This is a genomic window from Stappia sp. ABD4_338 (genome assembly GCF_056312175.1).
Map to the genome: position 1 here is coordinate 2,576,404 of NZ_CM149982.1, position 19,843 is coordinate 2,596,246.

The window sequence follows — 19,843 nt, forward strand, 5'->3', positions numbered from 1 at the left end:
CTGTCATGGGTTCAATCGGGAAACCGGCGCATCAGCTCGCCCAGCCGTTGACGGCCAAGCGGTCCGGCCGCGCCGGTGCCCGGTGGCGGACCAAGGGCAAGCGCGACCTCCCGGGGGGTCGCCCGCCACAGGGTTTCCGGCGACCATCCGAGCCGGGCAAGACAGAGGTGGATCACGAGCCGCCAGGGAAAGGGCCGGCAGGTTCGCCCGCGCCCTCCCCGCGCTCGTCGCCCGTCTCCGGTGCGAAGGTCACGGCCAGCAGATCGGCGACGAGCCGGGCCATGGCCGGCACCCCGCCTTCCATCGCGAAACCCGCGACCTCCGCGTCCGAGACCGTTTCACCCGCTCCACGCAGGCCAGCGCCCAGAATGCGCGACAGGTCATGGGCCGACAGCCGTCCGCGCTCGAAGCGCGCGGCGAGCCCCGCGAGATCCCCCACGCCGAAGGCCGCCTCCAGCTCGGCGAGCGCGCCCAGCGTCAACACCAGAACGCGCGGCCTGCCATCCAGGACCGCACCCACTTCGCCACGGTGCCGGTTGACCATGCCGTTTCTCCTCAGCTTGCGGCGAAGACAAGCGCGCCGGCCGATTCCAGCGCCAACTCGTAGGTCACCTCGCCATCGTGATTGCCCGCGTAGTCGAGGCCGGTGATCTGGAACGGCCCGATGATCGTGCCGAAATCGGGAATCACCACCTGCCAGGGCCGGATCAGCCCGTCGAAGAACAGCCCGCGCACGCTTTCGTCCGCCGCCGCGTCCTTGAAAAGGCCGCTGCCGGACAGGCTGGCCGAACGGGTACCCGCGCCCTCCAGCAGCTCGCGCCAGCGCCCGACGCTCTCCGCGTCGGTTACATCGACACTTGCCTGGTTGAGGGCGATGCGCCGGGCACGCAGGCCCGCCACGGTGACGAAGCTGCCCGCTGCGGCGGTGTCGCATTTGAGAAGAAGGTCCTTGCCAGCCTGGGCCGCCATTTCGGGTCTCCTTGGGTTTCAGAGGGTTCGGCCGTCAGCCGAGCGGTTCGGTGACGAGCCGCAGCCTTGCGCGTGCCCGCCACAGGCGCGCCTGCGGCAGCCGTTCGGTTCGCCGCTCGACGAGACGCGTTGCGACGAGGGTCTGGCCGGACGCCTGTGCGGCCAACGCGGCCACAACGCCCGCCCTGTCGGCAAGCAGGGTGACGGCGCGCGACAGGATCCGGCCCGCCTCGTCACGGGAGTCCGCGCGCGAGAAGACCGCCAGGTCCAGCCGGTGCTCCTCGCCGTCCTCCGCCAGAGCGAGGAGCGGGCGGCTTTCGATCGCCCCGATGACGAGGTGGGGGAACGGCGCGCCGCGCGGGGCGCCATCGTGGATCCGCTGCGCTCCGGCCAGTGCGGCAAGGTCCGCATCGCCGGACAGAAGGGCGAAGGCCGCTCCGCGCAAGGCAAGACTTGCGTCCGTCATGCCTCCTCCTCCAGCAGGCAGGTGAGAAAGCCGCTCCGCCTGGCGCTGTCATCGACACCGAGCACGCGGAAGACGCGCTCGTCCTCGTCCACGAGACGAAACCCCGCGCGAACCGGGTTCGGCGCACGCAGCCGCGCCTTGTGGGTGGCCGTGCCGCCCAGGCGTTCGCCCGCCACCCGTTCGGCCAGGGAGGCGGGCGCGAGCGCCACGAAATGGGATCCCTCGTCGGCGAACTGCGTGACCGTCTCGCCGTTGACGGCAACGATCCGGTCGGGCCGTTCGAGCCGCATCACGCGGTCGAGCCCACCCGCTCCGCCGCCCGTCACAGCCGCACCCTGCGGTATCCGGAAATCAGCGCGGCAAGCGCGCCCGGCAGGCCGAGCCCTTGCGGCGATCCCGCCTCCGCCAGCCCCTCGCGACGCTCGAACCAGAAGCCGGCAAGCAGCAGCACCGCCTGGCGCAAGGGTTCCGGCACGTCGTCCGCCGCCGCGCCGTAGCCGGCAGTGAAATCGATCTCGATGCCGTTGGGCGCGAGACCGCCGGCGCCCACCGCGACCGAAAGGCCGGGCGGCTCGCTGTTCAGGCGCTGCGTGTAGGCGCCCACGGGCAGCACGACGGGCATCCCGTCGTCGTCGTAGACGGTGAGACTTTCCACCGAGACCACGGGCGCGACGGGAAAGCGCACCGCCCGCCCCGGCGGCCATCCGTCGAGATACAGCCGCCAGCCCTGGCGGATCAGCGCACGGCGGGTCAGGCGTTCCACCTCGGCGCGCGCGGCGGCGACAAGGCGTTCGATCAGGGCATCCTCGGCGGTCGCGGTCACGCGCAGATGGGCGCGCGCCTCCGCCAGCGTCACCGGCTCCAGCGCCGGCGGCGAGGTCACGAGTGCGGTCATGCGGGTTTCCTTGTCGGGGAGAGGCGTTCCGGCGGCGCGGTCCTGCCCGCGCCACCGACCGGCTGTCCAGCCGTCAGGCCTCGAAGGAGAGCAGCTTGATCGCGTCGAAATCCTGCACCCCGCCGCCGACGCGCTTGGTGGTGTAGAAGAGCACGTAGGGCTTGGCGGAATAGGGATCGCGCAGGATGCGCACGCCGGCCCGGTCGACCACAAGGTAGCCCCGGCGGAAGTCGCCGAAGGCAATCGCCGCCGCCTCGATGCCGATGTCGGGCATGTCCTCGGCCTCGGTGAGCGGGAAGCTCATCAGGGTCGCCGGCGCGCCGACGGAGGCCGGCGGCTGCCAGAGATAGTTGCCGTCCGCGTCCTTCATCTTGCGCACCACCGCCTGCGTGCGCCGGTTCATGACGAAGCGGGCGTTCTGGCGATAGCCGGCCTTCAGCGCATGGACGAGATCGATCAGCACGTCGGCGGGCGCGCTCGCCGGAAAGGCTCCGTCGACGCCACTCGCCAGCTTGCCGAGGCTGCCCCAGCTCCACGAGGCTTCGGCCACCCGCGGATAGTCGAGGAACCCGCGCGGCCGGTTGGTCCCGTCGCCGTTCACGAAGGCCGCGCCCTCCTGCTCGGCGAAGGCCATCTCCACCTCGCCGGCGATCCATGCCTCCACGTCGACGGCGGCATCCTCCAGAAGCGAGGGCGTCGCCGCCGGCATGGCGTAGAGCTCCATGGTCGGGAAGGCGAGTTCGGCCAGCGTCGGAGCGCCGGTCTGCGGGCGTGCCGAAGTCTCCGCCACCCAGCCCGACTGCGGACCGGTCACGGAGAACGGCTTCTTGAAGACGCTCGCCGTGACCTGGCGCGATCCGGCGATGGCACGGATCGGCGAGACCGACGCCATGCGGGTCAGGATTTCGCTCTCGGTCTGCTCGGGCACCAGATAGCCGCCGTCGGGGTCGGACCCGACCGAAAGCGCCTTCTGCTCGATGGTGCGCAGGCCCTCCTCATGGCCCTTGCGCATGTAGCCGGAAAACGCCTCGCGGTGCTCGAGCACCGCCGGATCGGCCGCCCCTGTCCCGTGACGGCCCGATGCGGCGGGCTCACGTGCCGGACGGGCCGCCTTCAGCGCCATCTGGTCGAGACGCGCCTGCTGGCGATCGAGGGCGGCATCGATGCGCGCCAGCTTCTCCGACACCAGCGGATCGGCGTTGCCGCGCGTTTCAAGCTCGCCAAGCCGCTCCTCGTTCACCTCCCGGTAGGCGGCGAAGGTGGCGCGCATGTCGTCGAGCTCGCGCCGGGTGTCGGCATGGCCCTCGCCGGCGGACCCGGACTTGGTTTCGGGCGCGGGCCTCGGCGTCGCGGGGGGAGCCGGCGCCTTGGTTTCGGGCGCCCCGCTGGCCGGGGCGGCATGCTCGCGCGGATCGGCGGCAGAACGCTGTTCGCAGGCGGATCTGGTCATGGGCAGTCTCCAGGGTTTCGGCCCTCGGGCCGTCGTGGGAAGGGAGGGAACGCCTCAGCGAGACGTCGCGCGCGGCGCGGCCCCGGCGATGGCGTCGAGGCGGGCGGCGGGATGCAGGGGGAAGGTCACGAGCGAGACCTCCCAGAGGTCGATGTCGAAGATCCGCCTCATGCCGCTTGCCGGATCGCGACGGGCGGAACGGGCGCGAAAGCCGATGGAGAGGCCGTCGAGCGCCCCGGCGGCGACCAGAAGCGCCGCCTCGCGCCCCGCCGCCGTGGCGGTCAGCAGCCGTCCGGCGAGCCGCAGGCCCAGCCGGTCCTCATGCGCTTCGTCCCAGATGCCGATGGGCTTTCCCGGGTCGTGCTGCCAGAGCATCCGGATACCTGCCGCGCCGCGCTCCTTCAGCGAGCGGCGGAAGGCGCCACGCACCACCACGTCATGCGCCTCGTCGGGAATGCCGAACACGCTGGCGTAGCCGGAGATGCGCGCGCCCTCGCCCGGATTGCGCCCGGGGGCCAGGGTCACCGCGCTCATGCGGGCGCGTCCGCCGCGCGCCGGCGCGTGAGCAGATGCCCGAGGCGGTTCGCGAAACGGCGAAACACCACGCGGTGGCAGCCCTGCGCGTCACGCCCGCCGCCGGACGAACGGGGTGGCCACGCGCGCACGGTCGCGCACGGGCCCGGATGTCGGGATCGCGTCATGAAGGTCTCCGTTGCCTTGTGGAAGCGGACCGGAAAGCGGTCAGTCGTCGTCGAAATCCGCGAAGATGCGGTTCAGCCGGGCGATGGCCGCGACGAAGTCGTCGAAGCGCCTGTTGGCGCGGGCCATCTCGCGCAGGGACCAGACAAGCAGGCTGGTCGCGGAACTCGCCCAGAGAAAGAGCACGAGATGGGCAAGATCGCCCGCACCGCCGAGGATGCGGGCCATGGGTTCGAGCATGTGTGGCTCCAGCATGTGCGGGTCGACCATCACGAGGCCTCCCCCTCCCCGGCGTCGTCGCCCGCGCCATAGCCGACGGCGGCACGCTTTTCGTCCCGCGTCAGGAAGCTCGCCCCCTCGACCCGCTGCCAGAGGGCGGCCCGTTCGCTCGACAGCGCCTCGACCGCATCGCCGTCGGGCTCGAGCCGCAGGGATGCCTCCCGCCCCTCCGTCGCGAAGCCTGGCGCGAGAAAGCGCGCCAGAGCCTCTCCCGTGCGCGCGGCCAGCGGCAGAACGGTCTGGCGCCAGAAGGCCCGGTTGGCTTCCTGATAGTTGGCGAAGGTGTTGTCGCCGGGAATGGCCAGCAGCATGGGCGGCACGCCGAAGGCGAGCGCGATCTCGCGCGCCGCCTGGTTCTTCGCGCCGACGAAATCCATGTCCTTCGGGGTCAGCCCCATGGGCTTCCAGTCGAGCCCGCCTTCCAGAAGCAGCGGCCGCCCGGCGTTGCGCGCGCCCTGGTATCCCTCCTCGAGTTCGGCCTTCAGCCGGTCGAACTGCTCCTCCGACAGGTTCGCCCCGTCGGCGCCATAGACCAGCGCGCCGGAGGGCCTTGCGGAGTTGTCGAGCAGGGCCTTGTTCCAGGCGCCCGCCGCATTGTGCAGGTCGAGGCTCACCTGCGCCGCCTCGATGGGCGCGAAGCCGTAGTGGTCGTCGAGCGGGTGGAAGATCTTCAGATGCAGCACGGGCGGGCGACCGCCGGGTTCGCGCGCGGCAAGGCGCACCGTGCGCCCGGCGACGGTGTAGTCATGCGCCTCGGGCCAGCCGTCACGGCCCGGCACCACCCGGACCCGATCGGGCCGCAGGGCGAACAGCTCGCGCGGCTCGCCCTCGATCGACACCATCTCCACATAAGCGTTTCCCGCCACCAGAAGGTGACCGTAGACCTCTTCCAGGAAGCCCTTGCCCGAAGCCCCGGGGTTGGGCCGCGCCAGCAGCGCGAGCAGCGGATGACGGTCGAGCTCGCGTTCACCGTCGAACAGGGTGAAGGGAACGCTTGCCGCGGCTTCCGCGATCATACGCACCGCCCGGTGCACCACCGGATTGCGTGCATAGCCCTCGCGGGCCAGGGCCGCATAGTCGCGCGGGGTCCAGACCGGGCGCCCGCTGCCCGACAGCGCGATCAGCGGACCGGTGCGCGACGCCTTCGCCTCGGCCGGGCGGAAGCCCTTGCGAACCGATTCGAGAAACCCTCTCAATGCCATGATCGGAAACACCTTTTCGTCCGTCTTGAGACAGTGATTCAAGCTCTTCACACGCTGAATTATCCCGCGCCGCCGGAAGCGCTCCGCACCGGGGTCACCGCCTCACAGGTTGCGCAGTCGCGGCTCGCCGCGCCGGGCCAGAAGCAGTTCGCCCAACGCCCAGACCAGCGCGTCGAGCCGGTCAGGCGACCGGCCGCTCGAGAGCCCGCCGGGGCCGAAGTCGGCCATCTCGTCCTCGAGTTCGGGAAACGCGCCCGCGTGCCGCACCCGGCCTTGCTCATAGAAAAGCGCCACCGGCTCGGCGCGGGCGAGCTTGCCGCGCGAAGCGTGCACCGCCTTCACCGGAATGCCGGGATCGACGCCACCGATCACCGCGCTGACCATCTCGCCACCCTGGTTCACCTCCGCCACCAGGCAGTCGGCCTCGTGGGTGTGCCAGAGACGCGCCGCCCGCGCCGCCCAGTCCGCCGGACGGGCCCGCTCCATGCTCGCGTCGGCGAGCACATAGGCGATGCCCTCGCCCGAGAGCCCCGCCACCACGATGCCGCAGGCGTCGGACCGCCTGCCGGAGGAGGCCGGCGGATCGATCGCGATGACGATGCGTTCAAGCTCCGGCATCCGCTCCGCCCTGGCGCTCTCGATCATCTCGCGGGTCCACAGCGCGCCCGGCCGGTCGTCGACGAGTTCGCCGTCGAGTTCCTGCCGTCCGAGCCGCGTTCCCGCGTAGCGGGCGCGGATCGCGCTGACGAAGCCCCTGGCCAGGTGAGCGGCATTGGCCTCCGTCGCCGCGCGAACGACGCGCGTTTCCGGGTCCGCGAGCAGGCGTTTCACCAGCGGAATCGGGCGCGGTGTCGTTGTCACGAGCTGGCGCGGGCTGTCGCCCAGGCGCAGCGCGAACTGCAGCATGTCCCAGGTCTCCTGCGGGTGCCGCCATTTGGCGAGTTCATCGCACCAGGCGAGATCGAACTGGGGACCGCGCAGCGCGTCCGGGTCCTCGGAGGAGAACACCTGCGCCACCGCGCCATTCTGCCATTCCAGCCGCCGCCGCGAGGGCAGCCACTGGGGCCTGTCGCGTGGCGGATACACCGCCAGAAGGCCCGAAACACCCTCCACCATCACCTCGCGCGCGTCCTGCAGCGTCTCGCCCACCAGCGCGATGCGCCCGGCTCGTGGTCCTTGTCCGCCGGTGCGGGCCCGCAGCCATTCGGAGCCCGCCCGCGTCTTTCCCGCGCCGCGTCCTCCGAGCAGCATCCACACCCGCCAGTCGCCGGGAGGCGGGCGCTGGTGATCGTGGGCCCACAGGTCCCAGTCGTGACGCAGGAACTCAAGTTCGCCCGGTCCGAGTGCCGCCAGGAACTGCGGCAGCAGGCGCTTCCCGGCACAGGCGCTCAAGGCGCTTTTCAAGCTCTCGCCTGAGGCCATCGGCATCCCTTTCCGCCTGTGTCTCGCTGCCCGAAAGCCCGCCCCGCAGCTCGATGAGAATGTCGAGCGTCTTTGCCAGGCTGCCGAGGGTTCGCGCGTTGCGCTCCACCGACGTGGGATCGGTGGCGATTTCCACCGCATCGCCGCCGAGAAACTGCGCCTCGACCGCACGGATCTGCGCCTCGAAGGCGGCGATCAGCCGGGCGACCATGCGGGCGAGACCGCGCGTGTCGCCCTTTTCCATCAGTTCGCGCAGATGCCCCTGACGGACCCAGCCCTCGACGCGGATGCGCCGTTCGACGGTCTGGCGCGTGACGCCGAACCGTTGGCCGAGTTCCTCCGCTCCGCAGCCCCCTTCCTCATACAGGTGGCGCGCCTCGCGCCAGGCATCGGTCCCCAGATGGACCGGCTGCTTGCGCGCCGGCACGGCCCGCGCCCCGGACAGGGCTTGCCTGTCCGGTTGCCCGCTTGCCCCGGTCATACGGATCTCCTTTTGCGTGACTGTCCGCTCGCCCACTCTCCACCCTCACCCCGGGCAAGGGCATCAGCCCGCGACCCGGGGCCCATTGGCAACCTTGGCCGGGACGGTGAGGCCCCCGAGGATGCGGCAGAGAAACGGTCGTCCCAAGGATCGGCGTCGCGCCTGGATACGTGGACTGGGCACCGGATCATCACCCCTGCGGGGCTCGTCCGGGGTGACGCCGAAGGAGGATCGCACCGCCTCGGCACATCACATCCCCCTCTTCAGCACATCGCCAGCCCGCCCACTCCACCATCACCCCACTCTCCGCCGTCACCCCGGGCAAGGGCGCCAGCCCGCGACCCGGGGCCCATTGGCAACCCCGGTCGGGACGGAAAGGCCCCGGAGGGACCGGCAGAGAAACGGTCGTCCCAAGGACCGGTGTCTCGAGAGGATACGTGGATTGGGCCCCGGATCATCGCCCCTGCGGGGCTCGTCCGGGGTGACGCCGAAGGAGGACCCTGCCTCCTCGGCACATCACATCGCCCTCCTCGGCACATCGCCAGCCCACGCACTCCAACATCACCCCACCCTCCGCCGTCACCCCGGGCAAGGGCGCAAGCCCGCGACCCGGGGCCCATTGGCAACCTCGGCCGGGACGGTGAGGCCCCGGAGGATGCGGCATAGAAAAGGCCGTCCCAAAGGCCGGTGTTACTGATTGAGATCTTCGTAGAGATCCCTCCAGTCGGGATTGAACGCCTCGATTGCCTGAATTTTCCAGCTGCGGTGCCAGCGCTTCAGTTGCTTCTCGCGCGCGATGGCATCGACGATGGACGCCAACGTCTCGTAGTAGACCAGTCTCGTCGCGCCATGCCTCTGCGTGAACCCCGCCGCCTTTCCGCAACGGTGTTCGAAAACCCGCCGCGCGAGGTCGTTGGTCACACCCACATAGAGTGTTCCGCGCGTTCGGTTCGCGAGAATGTAGACAAAGAACTCCACACCCGAGAGTTGCCGACTGGTGCGACAAAAACAAGAGTGCGCGCGCCGTGCCTGCTGCCCCCCGTCGTCGCCCCACCCTCCGCCGTCACCCCGGGCAAGGGCGCAAGCCCGCGACCCGGGGCCCATTGGCAATCTCGGCCGGGATGGAGAGGCCCCGGAGGGGGCGGCAATGACACGGCACCTGAAACGCAAACGGCGGCAGGGCCTTTCGACCCGCCGCCGTTCAGCCGCAACTCTGCGACCATGACCGAACACTAGCGAACCAGCGTCACGCTGTCAAGGATTTTTTTCCTAGGACTATTTTCCAGACCCTGCCCTCACCCCGTGACAACAAGGCGGCCGTCGAGGTCCGCGCCCCCGGCCCGGGTCACGGTGCCCATCTCGCGGATCGCGCTGATGAGTTCGTTGCGGTAGACGAGGCCGGTATTCTCGAACGGCAGCTTGCGCAGGTCCGGCGTTGCGATGTCGCCAGCCACGCCGCCGCCGATCGCCTTGCCGTTCCAGGCTTCCGAGAAGGCGCCCAGCATCACATAGGTGTTGAAGGCGAAGCGGAAGGGCGCGTCGAGCACCTCTTCCACCGGCTTGCCGGCGAGCGTGATGTCGACCGCGCGCGCGTCGGCCGCCGTCTCGCCCAGCTCGATCCGGTAGCGGATGCCGGAGGAGAAATGCAGCAGCCCGCGCGACACGAACGCCGACAGGTCCGTGGAGGCGACCTCGTCCGGGCGCAGCAGGCGCTTGGCGTTGGAGGTCAGCATGTCGCGGATCTGCGCGCCGGTCATGGTCGCGATCTCGACCTGGTCCGCATAAGGCATGACGTCGAACCAGGCACGGAAGCTCAGCGGCTCACCCGGTGCGATGCCCTTCGCAAGGCCCGTCGCGTTGAACAGGGCGAAATCGACCGCCCCGCCGGGGAAGGTCGCCGACTGGCGCACCAGCGTGTCGTTCATGAAGTTGGCAAGCGCGGTCTCGCCGATGTAGCGGGTCGCCCGGGTCTCTTCCGTCGACACCGGCGCATCGGCCGCGACATCGCCGATCACCTCGGCCAGCTTGTCGTCGAGGGCCGCGATCATCGGCACCATGACCTCGGTCTCGAAGGCCGCGTCGTAATCGCCCTCGTGCTCGAGCGCGTCATAGCCTTCCGCCCCTGCGGCAACCGTGTCGTCCCGCTTCTTCACCGGATGCAGCGACACGCTGGAGAACCACTTGTCGCGGCCCTCGCCGGCGGCGATCGACATGGCGATCTCGCCGAGGAAGGCGCCATTGGCCTTGGCCTGGGTGAGCAGCACGCCCGAGACCATGTTGTCCGGATCGATGCCGTCCGTGTTGAGCTCGGTGTGCGAATGGCCACCGATCAGGACGACCGGCTTCTCGGCCAGCGGACCGACCGCCTCGGCGATGGTGAAGTCGCCCTCGCCGATCTCGCGCAGGGAGCCGGCCTTGCCGGACTTGTGCATTCCCTTGCCGTAGCCGCAGTGGGAGAGCACCACGACCACGTCGGACACGGCCTCCACCGCCTTGTAGACGTTGGTCACCGCCTCGACCGGGCTGGCGACCCGCATGGACGGATCCGCCTTCATGCCGGTGCGGATGTCGACGTTGGTGGTCAGGCCGATCACGCCGACGCGCAGCCGGTTGGCCTCGATGACCGCCGCCGCCACATAGTCGCGGTCGCGGGCGAGATGGGCGGACTCCGCCACATTCGCCGAGAGCACGGGAAAGGCCGCGTCCCGCTCGATGCCGAGCCTGAGCTGGGCCGCGCCGCGGTCGAACTCGTGGTTGCCGAGCACGGCGATGTCGACGCCGGCGGCCGAAGCCGCCCTGTAGCCGGCGTCGACCACGTATTCGGCCTCGTTCCAGCCGAGCAGCTCGTCGAAGATCGAGCCGGTGTGGTCGTCGCCGCCCGACAGCAGCAGCACAGTCTCGTCGTCGCCGGCGGCCGCGCGCGTCTCCTTCACCCGCTTGACCATCTGGGCCATGCGGTGGGTGTCGCCGCGCCTGGGGTGCATGTCCGTCATGTGGTTGTGCATGTCGTTGAAATGCATCAGCCGCAGCACGTGGCGCTCGCCGTCGGCAAGACGGCGCTCGGGCACCGGCGCGCCGTCCTCGGCGACGATGGTCGTCACGGGACCGGCGAGCGGATCCCCCTTGAGCAGGAAGACGCGCTCGGCGGAGCCGGCGGGATTGGGCGTGACGGAGACCATCTGCAACTCGCCCGCGCCGGGCCGGGCGTTGGCGCGGCGCACCAGCACCGGCGACAGGGCCGCCAGCGCGCCAAGGCTCGCGGCGGAAGACAGGAAACGGCGTCTCGTGAAGGATGTCATGGGAACCTCTCGCGGAATGCGTGAGCCCGTCTCTTTCCAGAGACATGTCTCATCCGTGTGACGGTCCGCGACACGGCTCGACCTTCCAACACCTTGTGAACGCTTTCTCTTTTTCAAAATGGCTGGTTCGGCCGACCTCCCGCGACACTGTCGCGCATATCCGGGGCTTCCGCCTTGCGACGCACGGCGAAGATGCGCAAACTGCGCGCCGAACGCCTCCCGTCCCGGACCCGAACATGAACGCTTCCCGACGCTTTCCCCGCCTCGTTGCAGTCGTCCTGCCGGTGCTGCTCCTGCTCGCCGCCTCCCCGATGGCACGCGCCATGACACCGGACCTCTCGGACCGGCTCAGCGAGACGATGCGCGCGCCGTTCAAGGGCGATTTCGACGCGATCCTGGAGCGTGGCTTCCTGCGCGTGCTCGTGCCCTTCTCGCGCACCTTCTACTTCATCGACGGCGGCACCCAGCGCGGCACCACGGTCGACATGATGGGCGAGTTCGGCAAGTTCCTGGTCAAGCGGCACGGCAAGGCGGCCCGGGACGGGCACATCGTCTTCCTGCCGACCCCGCGCGAGCGGCTGTTTTCGGATCTCGCGGCCGGACGGGGCGACATCGCCATGGGCAATCTGACCGTCACCGACGACCGCAAGGCGCTTACGGCCTTCAGCGATCCGCTCTACACCGGCATCTCCGAGGTGCCGGTCAGCCGCACGGACATGCCGGCGCTCGAGAGCGCCGAGGCGCTTTCGGGCCGCACCGTCCACGTGCGCCGCTCCTCCAGCTACTTCTCCAGCCTGAGCGCCCTGAACGAGCGCCTCGCGAAGGCGGGACGCCCGCTGGTGGAGATCGTCGAGGTGGACGACGCGCTCGAGGACGAGGATCTTGCCGAAATCGTCGCCGCCGGCGGCATCGACCTCATCGTCATGGACAGCCACAAGGCGGCCTTCTGGGCGGGCGTGCTCGACGGCCTCCGGGTTCACGACAAGGCTCCCTTGCGCGAGGGCGGCGAGATCGCCATCGCGCTGCGCAAGGACGCGCCGAAGCTTGCCGCCGAGCTCAATGCCTTCGTGAAGACGGCGCGGCAGGGCACGCTCATCGGCAACGTGATCCTCAAGCGCTACCTCAAGGACACGACGTACCTGGAAAAGCTGGACGATCCCGAGCACGTCCGGCGCCACGAGGCCGTGCGCGAGCTCTTCGCCCGCTACGGCGGGTCCTATGACATCGACTGGCTTCTGGTCTCCGCGCAGTCGTTCCAGGAAAGCCGCTGGGACCAGTCCGTGCGCAGCCGGGCCGGCGCGGTCGGCCTCATGCAGATCAAGCCGTCCACGGCGGCCGATCCGAACGTCGGCATCAAGGGGGTTGCCGAGAGCCCGGACCGCAACGTGGAAGCCGGCGTGAAATACCTGCGCTTTCTCGCGGACAGCTATTTCCAGGATCTGGCGGACGATCCGGTGAACCAGGCGTTCTTCGCGCTCGCCGCCTACAACGCGGGGCCGAGCCGCTTCGCGCGGCTGCGCAAGGAGGCGGAGACGAAGGGCTACGATCCCAACGAGTGGTTCGGCAACGTGGAGTGGATCGTTCGCGCGCGCGTCAGCCGCGAGCCGGTGCGCTACGTCGGCAACATCTACAAGTATTATGTCGCCTTCGCCGAGGACGCGCGCCGCGAGAAGGCCGAGGTCGTCAGTCCGGCCGAGTGACCCGGCCCCGGGCACGAGACCGTCAGGCGTCATCCTTGCGCGGAAAGCTGATGAAGCCCACCGGAGGCTTTTCCTCCATCGGGTTCTCGCCCGGCCAGTCGACGAGGAAATGCTCGTATTCCTCAAGTTCCACGCCATCCTCGGACAGACAGCGCCCGCGCACGGAAATGCCGGCCTGGTGCACCGTGTCGGGATCGCCGGAGACGAGCGGATGCCACCAGTAGAGGTCGCGCCCCTCGGCGATCAGGCGATAGCCGCAGGTCGGCGGCAGCCAGGTCAGGCCCGGCACGGTCTCCGGCGTCAGCGGCAGGCAGTCGGGCACGGTGGCGAAGCGGTTGGGATAGTCGCGGCAACGGCAGCTTTCGCCGTCGAACAGCGTGCAGGCAAGCGACGTCCAGACGATCTCGCCGGTGTCCCAGTCCTCCAGCTTGTTGAGGCAACAGCGCCCGCAGCCGTCGCAAAGCGACTCCCACTCGCGGGTACTCAACTCGCCGAGGCCCTTCACGCGCCAGAACGGCGCATCCGCCCCGGTTTCCGTCGCTGCCGCGCCGGGAGCTGCATCCTTGTCGGAGATGGTCATCTGGCCTTGCCGGTTCTCGGGCGCGCGGGCCGTTCGCGTTTCTTGAAACGGCGGCGCGATCAGGGGTAAAAGGAAACGCGGCGGCATGACCCGCCAGCGGTGCACCCGCACCACGGACCGGGCATACCAAAACGGACGGCCAAGGTGAACCAGCGATCCGGCGACGGCGACAGGGACGACACCGTTTCCACGCGGCACGACAGCGCGCCCCGGCACGGCAGGATCCGGGCATGGATGCTGTCCGTCGATGCCTGGGTCGATACCATGCTGTGGCGGGGCCTCACCGGCCTGCGCACGGGCCTTGAGGGATATTCCGCCTGGCTGAGGCGCTTCCGGGCACGCGGTTTCGGGCGCGTGGCGGCCGAACTCGGCTCGGACGGACTGACCTTCGGGCTTGTCGGCCTCGTGCTGATGCTGGTGCTCGCCCAGGACGCCTTCGAGCAGACGGAGCGCGCCGACTGGCGCACGACCGAGGACTTTTCCGTCACCTTCCTCGACCGGTTCGGCAACGAGGTCGGCCATCGCGGCATCCTGCTCAACGACACCGTGCCGCTCGAGGAGATCCCCGACTATCTGGTCAAGGCGACGCTTGCGACCGAGGACCGACGCTTCTTCTCCCATTTCGGCATCGACGTGATGGGCACCTTCCGCGCCATGGTGGAGAACCTGCGCGCGCGCACGGTCGTGCAGGGCGGCTCCTCCCTCACCCAGCAGCTCGCCAAGAACCTGTTCCTGTCCAACGAGCGGACGCTGAAACGCAAGATCAACGAGGCGTTTCTCGCGCTGTGGCTGGAGATGAACCTGTCCAAGCGCGAGATCCTGAAACTCTATCTCGACCGCGCCTACATGGGCGGCGGCACCTTCGGCGTCGCGGCGGCGTCCGAATTCTACTTCGGAAAGAACGTGCGCGAGCTGTCCCTTGCCGAGGCGGCGATGCTTGCGGGCCTCTTCAAGGCTCCGACGAAATACGCCCCGCACGTCAATCTTCCGGCGGCCCGGGCGCGCGCCAACGAGGTGCTCACCAACATGGTGCAGGCCGGCTTCATGACCGAGGGCCAGGTTATCGGCGCCAGACGCAACCCGGCGGTCGCCATCGACCGGTCCAAGGAGCGGTCGCCCGACTATTTCCTCGACTATGCCTTCAACCAGCTCAAGGAGCTGGCACGCACGCATCCGCGCCTTGCCAACGACCGGATCGTGACCGTGCGCACCACGCTCGACCCCGGCCTGCAGCGCCAGGCCGAGCGCGCGACGCTGGACACGCTGCGCCAGTACGGCGCGCGCTATCGGGTGGAGGAGGCCGCGGTTGCCGTTGTCGTGCCGGAAACGGGCGCCGTGCGGGCCATGGTCGGCGGAAAGGACTACGGCGCCAGCCAGTTCAACCGTGCCGTCGACGCCCTGCGCCAGCCCGGCTCGTCCTTCAAGCCCTTCGTCTACATCACCGCCTTCATGAACGGCTACAAGCCCTCCTCCGTGGTGCCAGACGCCCCGATCACCATCGGCGGATGGAGCCCGCGCAACTACGGACGCAGCTACGCCGGCGCGGTCACGCTGAAGACGGCGCTCACAAAGTCGATCAACACGGTGCCGGTGCGCCTCGCCCAGGCACTGGGACGCGACAAGATCGTCGACAATGCCCATCACATGGGCCTTACCTCCGAGCTGCCGATCACCCGCGCGCTGCCGCTCGGCGTCGCCGAGGTGCGCGTGCTGGACATGGCGTCCGCCTATTCGGTCTTCGCCAACGACGGCCTGCGGGTGCCGCCCACGCCGATCCTCGAGGTGCGCGATTCCAACGGCGAGACGATCTACGACCTCTCCCGCGATCGCCCGGTGCCCGAGCGCGTCATCACCAGGGAGGCGTCCGAGGAGATGAACGATGTCCTCGTCAACGTGATCGAGCACGGCACCGGCCGCCGGGCCCGCGTGCCCGGTGTCACGGCGGCCGGCAAGACGGGCACGACCCAAGCCTATCGCGATGCATGGTTCGTGGGCTACACGGGCAACTACGCGGCCGCCGTCTGGTTCGGCAACGACGATTTCACCTCCACCGGCCGCATGACCGGCGGCAGCCTTCCGGCCATGACCTGGCAGTCGATCATGGAATATGCCCACAACGGCATCGAGCTGAAGCCGATGCCCGGTGTCGACGCGGCGCCCGGCGGCACCGACCCCGCCCTCGTGGCCGGCGCGACCCGCAGCGGGGACAGGCCACGCCTGCTGCGCGAACCGTCGATGGAGGTTCTCACCGGGATCGGGGCGCGGCTCGAGGCGATCGGCAAGCGTGCGGCCCTGGCGCCCGCCGATGGCGCGACCGGATCGATCGAGTGACGGGACAGCCGAGTGACAGGACAGCCGAGTGACGGGGCAACCGAATGACAAGGGCAGTCGAGTGATCGGGGTATGCGCGTGACCGCCAGTCATGTCGTCAATCCGGAGACGGACGGCCAGTTTCCCGACAAGGTGCCGGCGATCCTGTCGGACCGGCGCGGCAGTCTCTGGCTGACCGTGTTCCTTGTCGTGCTCATCGGCGCCGTATCCGGTTTCACCACCGCCTATCTCGCGGTGGAACGGGGGCCGGGGTTCGACCATCTCCGGCTCGGCGTCTGGGAGGCGCGGCCAAGCGAGGGCACACGCGAGGCCGATCCCTATTCCGCCGCCACCCATGCGCGCACGGGCCGGGTTCCGCTGGCCGGCGGCGAGGGTCTTCTTTTCCTCGCCGACACGGATTCGCTCGGACGTTCACTCTCGCCGGCCTGCGACTACACGATCTCGGGCCAGGCCGCGCCGGCGCGCATGTGGACGCTGGTTCCCCTCGACTCCGGGCTGCGTCTGGTCGAGACGGGCGATGCTCGCCAGGGGCTTTCCAGCCGCCAGATCCTGCGCCGTCCGGACGGATCCTTCGTCGCGACCGCGGCGGCCCGGGCGCGCCCGGGCAACTGGCTGCCGACCTCGCGCGATGCCAACGGTCTGGTGCTGGCACTCAGGCTCTACGACACGCCGCTGACCACCGGCACGGGGGTCGCCAACGTGCCCATGCCCGAGATCACGCGGGGGCAATGCCGATGATCCGCGCGAGGCTCAAGACCCTGCATCTGTCCCGGTTCGCGCTCGTGATGCTGGCCGGCCTGTTCCTCGGCGGCATCATCCATATCGCGACGGTGATGGGAATCCCCGGGCAGGTGCCGCAGTCGGCGCACGCGCGGATCGCCGCCTTCGGGCCGGACGGGCGGTTCAACATGCTGCCCGCCTCGCGGGCCGGTGCCGAGCCCCTGCCCATGCTCGACCCGACCATGCTTCATGCCACCTGCCGCTTCGCCCTCGCCGACGGTCCCTTGATGATCGAGGCCGCGCTGCCGCCTCCGTTCTGGTCGTTCGCGCTTTTCAATGCCAAGGGCGAGGCGATCTATTCGCTCAATGACCGCACGTCCGGCAACGGCGGACGGCTCGAGGCGCTGGTGCTCTCCAGCGAGCAGCTTGCCATCCTGCGCGAGAACCCGCCGATCGGGCTCGAGGACATGATCGTGATCGAGACGGACGAGACGAGCGGCTACGCCCTTCTGCGTGCCTTCGACGGTGACCCGCTGGCCCATCAGGCGCTCGTGGAGGCCATGGACGCGGCCACCTGCCGGCCGCTCGATTCGGACGGCCAAGGCTAGGGTGTGGACCCATAAACCACGTCTCGTTTAGGGGACTAGCCCGCGTCGCGGTCGCGTCTCGGCAGCGGACGGGCCGCTGGCTGGCGCTGCGCATCCGTGCCGCGCGGGTCCGACGCCCGGGCCTCGCCGCGCGCCTGGCCGGAGAACAGCGGCATGTGGTGCTGCCCCTCGCCACCGGCTGCCAGCGGCAGTGTTTCTCCCGCGACCGCCCGCACGCTCGCGGCCTCACGCGCCTCGCGAAGGGCGGCCGCGAGCCCGGCGGAGAGCCCGCGTATCAGGTGATGGGTGGCATGGGGCGTGATGCGGTCATGCAGCGCGAGCAGCGCGCGCAGCCGTTCCAGCGGCAGGCGCTGGCCGAGCAGGCGCACGGCGATGCGTCCGCTTTCGGTATCGCTGGTGCCGAGCGCGCGCAGGGCCACCATGAGCGCCTCGCCGCCCCGGTCTTCCACGATGCGCGCCGCCGTCTCGCCGTCCAGATCCAGCGTGTAGGCGAGGTGGGCGGCAAAGGCCGCCGCGCCGCCGGACAGCGCCGCATCGACAAGGTGCTTCAGCACGTCCGGCTTGAAGGAGGCGTGCAGCACGCGCGGATCGCCGCGTCGCGCGAAATCGGCAAGTGCCCTGGTTTCGGCCGCCGCAAGCGCCTCCATGCGTCCCGCCTCGTCGAGATCGAGGAACAGCGCGAAGAGCAGCGAGGCCGGCAGCACGTGACGCCGTGCCAGCGGAACGGCTAGTTCGCCAATCACCTCGGGGCGGGTAAACAGCACATCCAGAACATCGTCGTCGGGCCCGGACGGCGCCATCGCGAGCAGACGCTTGAGGGTCGAGGGCGCGGCGTGACGGGCAAGTGCGAGACGCACGGGCGCGGCAAGGTCCGCGCGCGCCGCAACGGCCGCGCGCGCGCGTTCCGGCCCCCGGCCGACGGCCGCGATGAGCGCGGCCTCGCAAAGCGGCGCGGGGCCGGCGAGGGCTGCGGCCGCGACCGCCTCGTCGCTGTCCGCGGCGAGCGTCTCCAGGCAGCCCTCGGGCGGATGCTCGTAGGCCGCGAGAAGGCGCGCGATGGCGAGCCGCTGGGAGGCGGGTGTCTCGGGCAGAAGCTGGCGGAACAATTCCTCGAAGATGCGTGCCTCGCCCGCATCATGGTACCCGCGCGCGACATAGAGCTCGCTGGCGGCGAGCAGCACATGCGCCTTGCGCTCGCGATCGGGTTCCAGGGGAAGATCCACGACGCCATCCATCTGAGGTCTCGGGGTGCCGGCCTGAGGCACGGCGGGATGGTTCTTCGGTTGGTTCGACACGGCCGGACTTGTCACGCGTTACGCAGGATACACGCGCGCCGGAGCGCGGGCCGGCACGTTTGCTCAAATTGGCAGAAAAGCGTTAGCGACTTGTTAACTGTGACTCGTTCCTACTCAGGGTTCAGCTAACCCTACGGCAGCATTTGTATGGCGTCGCCTGTCCGGGTTGGGGGAACGGGATCGGAAGCGATCCCCCTCCCCGCGATCCAAGGAGGATGCAATGGGTACGGTTCTGGACTTCCATCGCGGCAATCGCCCTGTCCGCCCGCACATGCGCGCCGGCGCGGCACGCTCGGGCACCTGGGGCGAGATCGTCATCTTTCCCGGCGTGCGCATCGAACGCCACGGCGAGAGCGCCTGCGGCCTTGATCTGGCCGCACGAATCGGGCGCAAACAGGATGGGTCGCCCTATTGCGGCGTGGATCCGAAGCCGGGCCGGCGTCACTGACACCGTTCGCCCCCCAGGATCCGCATCGCGCAAGGCGGCTCTTCCCGCCCGCGCGGCGTCCGGCCATGCCGGCCGGCGTTCGACACGGGCCCTGACCGGAAAGACCGACGGGTGATCATCGCCTCTCGCCCCTGTCACGCGCGTCCGCGCATCGGGCGCAGGACCGGCACGCGCCTCGCGTCGCTCGCCGGACTGGTGCTCGTGACCGCGCTCGCCGCCGCGTGCCAGCGCCCGACGGGCGATTTCGGACGGGCCGCGCCCTCCGTGATCCACGACAAGGTGATGCCGGCAGCCGGCGCGGAACTCGCCGCGAACCGTGGCGAACCCGTCTCGCGCTTCAACCTGACGGACGACGAGCGCGAACTGCGCGACCGGGGCTGGACGCTGATCCGCCCGCCGTCGTCGCAGGACTGGATCGAGGGCACGCGCACCGAACTGATGCGCACGCGCATCCTGCCCGAGGCCGGGTCCGCCGATCCGGGACGCTACTACGCCTATCTGAGTTCCGACCGCTACCGCTCAAGCGAGGCGCGCTACGACCGCGTCGCCGCCGATGCGCTGGCGGACGCGGCCCTTGTCGAGCCCTTCTGCGAGGTGGCGGAGCGGGTGAGCGCGGCGGACACCGAGCGGCTGCGCGCGCTCGGGCGGCGCGACATCTCCTCCGAGGAGGATCTCGCCGGCGCACAGGCGCGGGTCTGGGAAAACCGGCGTTACATCGACTGGGCCGGGCAGGCCTTGCGCTACCGGCTGGTGTCCTACCGCGAAGCGATCGACAAGCTGGAGATCGAGACCCCGTCGCACAACCGGGTGTGGGACGCCAACGTCGCCTGGAAGCGGCTGGCCGCCGAGGTGGTCGCCCTGGAGAAGGGCTGCCAGGACGGCAACCGCTACGACCAGGACGCTCCGGCCAGACGGTCCCGCATCTATTCCAACTGGGGCACCGAGCGTCCACCTCCGCAGAAGTGACAGGCACGATCCGTAATCCGCGACACAGGCCCG

At 69.8% G+C, this 19,843-nt stretch carries 22 protein-coding genes; 6 read left to right on the forward strand and 16 right to left on the reverse strand.

Features of this window, described 5'->3' with window-relative positions; all coding sequences use genetic code 11:
* Positions 1–11 precede the first annotated feature (11 nt).
* From ACYX4S_RS11625 to ACYX4S_RS11690, 14 genes are all read right to left on the reverse strand, one after another.
* Positions 12–176 (reverse strand): phage tail assembly chaperone, encoded by a 165-nt coding sequence (locus tag ACYX4S_RS11625; protein WP_476360286.1) that lies wholly within the window; start codon positions 174–176, stop codon positions 12–14.
* Positions 173–544, reverse strand: a complete 372-nt coding sequence (locus ACYX4S_RS11630; RefSeq protein ID WP_476360287.1) for a gene transfer agent family protein — start codon at positions 542–544, stop codon at positions 173–175. Before ACYX4S_RS11630 ends, ACYX4S_RS11625 begins: the two co-directional genes overlap by 4 nt.
* Positions 545–555: 11 nt before the next feature.
* Positions 556–969, reverse strand: a complete 414-nt coding sequence (locus tag ACYX4S_RS11635) for a phage major tail protein, TP901-1 family (protein ID WP_476360288.1) — start codon at positions 967–969, stop codon at positions 556–558.
* A gap of 34 nt (positions 970–1,003) precedes the next feature.
* Entirely contained in the window at positions 1,004–1,435 is a 432-nt protein-coding gene (locus ACYX4S_RS11640) for a DUF3168 domain-containing protein (protein WP_476360289.1), read from the reverse strand.
* The gene (locus ACYX4S_RS11645) at positions 1,432–1,761 is read right to left on the reverse strand and encodes a head-tail adaptor protein (protein WP_476360290.1); all 330 of its coding nucleotides are present in this window, start codon (positions 1,759–1,761) and stop codon (positions 1,432–1,434) included. Before ACYX4S_RS11645 ends, ACYX4S_RS11640 begins: the two co-directional genes overlap by 4 nt.
* Positions 1,758–2,330, reverse strand: coding sequence for a head-tail connector protein (locus ACYX4S_RS11650; RefSeq protein WP_476360291.1), 573 nt, complete (start codon positions 2,328–2,330; stop codon positions 1,758–1,760). Before ACYX4S_RS11650 ends, ACYX4S_RS11645 begins: the two co-directional genes overlap by 4 nt.
* Before the next feature lie 73 nt (positions 2,331–2,403).
* Positions 2,404–3,780, reverse strand: coding sequence for a phage major capsid protein (locus ACYX4S_RS11655; protein ID WP_476360292.1), 1,377 nt, complete (start codon positions 3,778–3,780; stop codon positions 2,404–2,406).
* Positions 3,781–3,834: 54 nt separating this feature from the next.
* The gene (locus ACYX4S_RS11660; protein WP_422068302.1) at positions 3,835–4,314 is read right to left on the reverse strand and encodes an HK97 family phage prohead protease; all 480 of its coding nucleotides are present in this window, start codon (positions 4,312–4,314) and stop codon (positions 3,835–3,837) included.
* A gap of 207 nt (positions 4,315–4,521) precedes the next feature.
* The gene (locus ACYX4S_RS11665; protein WP_422068301.1) at positions 4,522–4,749 is read right to left on the reverse strand and encodes a hypothetical protein; all 228 of its coding nucleotides are present in this window, start codon (positions 4,747–4,749) and stop codon (positions 4,522–4,524) included.
* The gene (locus tag ACYX4S_RS11670; RefSeq protein ID WP_476362859.1) at positions 4,749–5,960 is read right to left on the reverse strand and encodes a phage portal protein; all 1,212 of its coding nucleotides are present in this window, start codon (positions 5,958–5,960) and stop codon (positions 4,749–4,751) included. The genes ACYX4S_RS11665 and ACYX4S_RS11670 overlap by 1 nt, the downstream gene beginning before the upstream one ends.
* A 102-nt stretch (positions 5,961–6,062) precedes the next feature.
* Entirely contained in the window at positions 6,063–7,382 is a 1,320-nt protein-coding gene (locus ACYX4S_RS11675; RefSeq protein ID WP_476360293.1) for a DNA-packaging protein, read from the reverse strand.
* Positions 7,285–7,863, reverse strand: a complete 579-nt coding sequence (locus tag ACYX4S_RS11680) for a hypothetical protein (RefSeq protein ID WP_476360294.1) — start codon at positions 7,861–7,863, stop codon at positions 7,285–7,287. Before ACYX4S_RS11680 ends, ACYX4S_RS11675 begins: the two co-directional genes overlap by 98 nt.
* 690 nt (positions 7,864–8,553) lie before the next feature.
* A complete protein-coding gene (locus tag ACYX4S_RS11685; protein ID WP_476360295.1) occupies positions 8,554–8,841 on the reverse strand; it encodes a GIY-YIG nuclease family protein in 288 nt (95 codons plus the stop codon).
* A gap of 317 nt (positions 8,842–9,158) precedes the next feature.
* On the reverse strand, positions 9,159–11,162 hold the full coding sequence (locus ACYX4S_RS11690) for a bifunctional metallophosphatase/5'-nucleotidase (protein ID WP_476360296.1): 2,004 nt from the start codon (positions 11,160–11,162) through the stop codon (positions 9,159–9,161).
* 236 nt (positions 11,163–11,398) lie between these two features.
* Between ACYX4S_RS11690 and ACYX4S_RS11695 the strand changes: the two genes are divergently transcribed.
* Positions 11,399–12,862 carry an MltF family protein gene (locus ACYX4S_RS11695; protein WP_476360297.1) on the forward strand — a complete coding sequence of 488 codons (1,464 nt, stop codon included), beginning with the start codon at positions 11,399–11,401 and terminating at the stop codon, positions 12,860–12,862.
* Between the two features lie 22 nt (positions 12,863–12,884).
* On the opposite strand, the gene ACYX4S_RS11700 is transcribed toward ACYX4S_RS11695, so the two are convergent.
* Positions 12,885–13,442, reverse strand: coding sequence for a YcgN family cysteine cluster protein (locus ACYX4S_RS11700; RefSeq protein ID WP_293724280.1), 558 nt, complete (start codon positions 13,440–13,442; stop codon positions 12,885–12,887).
* A 144-nt stretch (positions 13,443–13,586) separates the two neighbouring features.
* Between ACYX4S_RS11700 and ACYX4S_RS11705 the strand changes: the two genes are divergently transcribed.
* From ACYX4S_RS11705 to ACYX4S_RS11715, 3 genes are all read left to right on the forward strand, one after another.
* Positions 13,587–15,773: a transglycosylase domain-containing protein gene (locus tag ACYX4S_RS11705; RefSeq protein ID WP_476360298.1), complete on the forward strand. Its 2,187-nt coding sequence runs from the start codon at positions 13,587–13,589 to the stop codon at positions 15,771–15,773.
* A gap of 78 nt (positions 15,774–15,851) precedes the next feature.
* Positions 15,852–16,511 carry a DUF1214 domain-containing protein gene (locus ACYX4S_RS11710; RefSeq protein WP_476360299.1) on the forward strand — a complete coding sequence of 220 codons (660 nt, stop codon included), beginning with the start codon at positions 15,852–15,854 and terminating at the stop codon, positions 16,509–16,511.
* The gene (locus tag ACYX4S_RS11715) at positions 16,508–17,101 is read left to right on the forward strand and encodes a DUF1254 domain-containing protein (protein WP_476360300.1); all 594 of its coding nucleotides are present in this window, start codon (positions 16,508–16,510) and stop codon (positions 17,099–17,101) included. Before ACYX4S_RS11710 ends, ACYX4S_RS11715 begins: the two co-directional genes overlap by 4 nt.
* 35 nt (positions 17,102–17,136) lie before the next feature.
* On the opposite strand, the gene ACYX4S_RS11720 is transcribed toward ACYX4S_RS11715, so the two are convergent.
* Entirely contained in the window at positions 17,137–18,336 is a 1,200-nt protein-coding gene (locus ACYX4S_RS11720; protein ID WP_476360301.1) for a DUF2336 domain-containing protein, read from the reverse strand.
* A 280-nt stretch (positions 18,337–18,616) separates the two neighbouring features.
* Here ACYX4S_RS11720 and ACYX4S_RS11725 point away from each other — a divergent pair, with 280 nt between their 5' ends.
* Positions 18,617–18,844 (forward strand): hypothetical protein, encoded by a 228-nt coding sequence (locus tag ACYX4S_RS11725; protein ID WP_293724288.1) that lies wholly within the window; start codon positions 18,617–18,619, stop codon positions 18,842–18,844.
* A gap of 111 nt (positions 18,845–18,955) precedes the next feature.
* Positions 18,956–19,810: a hypothetical protein gene (locus ACYX4S_RS11730; RefSeq protein ID WP_293724290.1), complete on the forward strand. Its 855-nt coding sequence runs from the start codon at positions 18,956–18,958 to the stop codon at positions 19,808–19,810.
* The last annotated feature ends 33 nt before the right edge of the window (positions 19,811–19,843 follow it).